This window comes from Bacillus sp. MBGLi79 (assembly GCF_002953915.1).
Genome location: NZ_CP026521.1, coordinates 2,984,699 through 2,986,719 on the forward strand (window position 1 = coordinate 2,984,699; position 2,021 = coordinate 2,986,719).

General features: G+C 41.8%; 2 protein-coding genes. Both read right to left on the minus strand.

The genetic code is table 11. The features are described 5' to 3' along the window. Positions 1-1,083: two-component system sensor histidine kinase YrkQ (yrkQ, locus tag C1T29_RS15205; RefSeq protein WP_208945493.1), on the minus strand; the 1,083-nt coding region annotated here is incomplete at its 3' end. Next, positions 1,070-1,747, minus strand: a complete 678-nt coding sequence (gene yrkP / locus C1T29_RS15210; RefSeq protein ID WP_208945494.1) for a two-component response regulator YrkP — start codon at positions 1,745-1,747, stop codon at positions 1,070-1,072. The genes yrkP and yrkQ, both read right to left, overlap by 14 nt. Positions 1,748-2,021: the final 274 nt, after the last annotated feature.

Consider the following 2,021-nt stretch of genomic DNA (forward strand, 5'->3'; position numbering starts at 1 on the left):
CGGATCTGCGTATTTAAATAAGTTTGACATCACATTATCAAATACACGACCAAGCTCCTCCAAATTCACGTTAATATAGGTTTCCGGCAGCTCGCCTGAAATATGGACCCGGAAATGCTTCTGATGAAGGATAGCAATCTGATCTGATATTAGATCGTAGATCACTTCTTTTACTGCAACGGTCTCCAGATCGGCCTCATATTCCTTGTCCAGCAGGAAATACGCAAACAGATTGTCAGACAAGCTTTTTAATTGCAGTGCTTTACTATAAGCATTGGCTACATACCGATCTTTGCTGGTACCCGCTTCGCCTCCCGCTTTTTTGGCAAACTCCAGATTCATGATCAGCGACGTCAGCGGTGTGCGCATATCGTGCGACATTTCGGTAACCAGGCTGCGGCTCTCAGCTTGCAATTCCTCGATAGCTTTAAGTTTGTCCAGGAAAGCTTTCCGCAGATCCTCAATGCTCTTTGCAATCATCGCTAATTCATCATGCCCTTTTATCGTCATCTCGTAGTCCAGTTCGCCCCCTTCAAGAATATGAATCTCTTGGTGAATCGTTTTAAGGTAGCGAAGACTTTGGCGAATGCCAAAGAGAACAATGATTAAAAAGATGAGGGTTGCCCCGAGCAAATCCAATGTAAAGGCCAGACTATAATATCGGGAAGAGTAGAAACCGTCGATAATGACTCTTCCTTCGCCATCGCTAAACTTGACAGGATGTGAATGATTTTGAGCGTACTGAGTCAGCTTTTCCTTTCCATAATCCGATTCGGAATAAATGGAATCATATTGCAGCTCCTGATCCTTGAATATGGTGAGGTTAATGTAATTTTCTTTTTTGACCCACTCACCAAACGCTTTTCTATCTGATGTAGACAACTCATTTTCTGAAACGTACTTGCGGAATTTTTGAATGTATCTTGCTGACTCCTCGTGATAATACTCATCCGAACTCAGATATCCCTCGATCAGATCATCTGTGATTTTTTGCAACGTCAGAAAGATCACACCACTCACAAACGCAGCAACCATGATCAGCAAAGCCAGTTTTTTGGTTAGCGTAAATTTACGATGCGCCAAATCGATATCCTCTTCCCCATTCAGTTCTTATATAAACCGGACGTGCCGGATCATCCTCAATTTTGGAGCGCAGCTTCCGAATATGCACCATCACCGTATTGTTGGAACAGTAAAAGTAAGGCTGTCCCCACACACTCTCATATATATTTTGGGCAGAAAATATTTTGTTGCGTTTGCTCATCAGAAGTTTCAGGATACGATATTCCAGATCTGACAACTTGATTTGCTGCTCCTCTTTCCAGACCTCATTAAATTCTTCGCTCACTCTTAGTTTGCCCCCGATAAGAAATGTTTCTTCCTGTTCCTTCTTTTCCTGATAGATAGTATATCTGCGTAATTGAGCAATCACTCTAGCATGAAGTTCCTCTTCCGAGAATGGTTTAGTCATATAATCATCGCCGCCGGCGAGTAACCCCTCAGTTTTATCGAGTGTACTCGATCTGGCCGTCAGAAACAGAATCGGGACGTTAGAGGATTTCCTGATGTGCTGACATGTTTCAATCATAATATCCAAAATAACCAAATCAAGCGAGTCATCCACAAGTTGCAATGCTCGCTTTCCATCCTTGGCTCTTAGCACCTCGTAGCCTGCACGCGTAAGGGATTCCTCCAAAAGATCACCAATATCCTGATCATCCTCTACGACTAATATTCGATGGGTCATGTCTCTCTCACCTCATGATTCTTGATGTTATTTCTCGTGTGTCCTTAGTATATATCGTTCATAGTTAAGTACGTTATAAGATACTACGTAAATCTTAACAATTTATGAAAGCTGATGCCCGCCACAAATTTGTCACATTTTCTAAAAAAACGATGACTCTTCATAAATTGTTAAGATTCGGTCTTTATATTTATCCATTGTAAGGCTCAGGTTTTTCAGATCCGAACCACACATTGCGATGATAAATGGAAAAGGAGCATTGATATGACTGTAC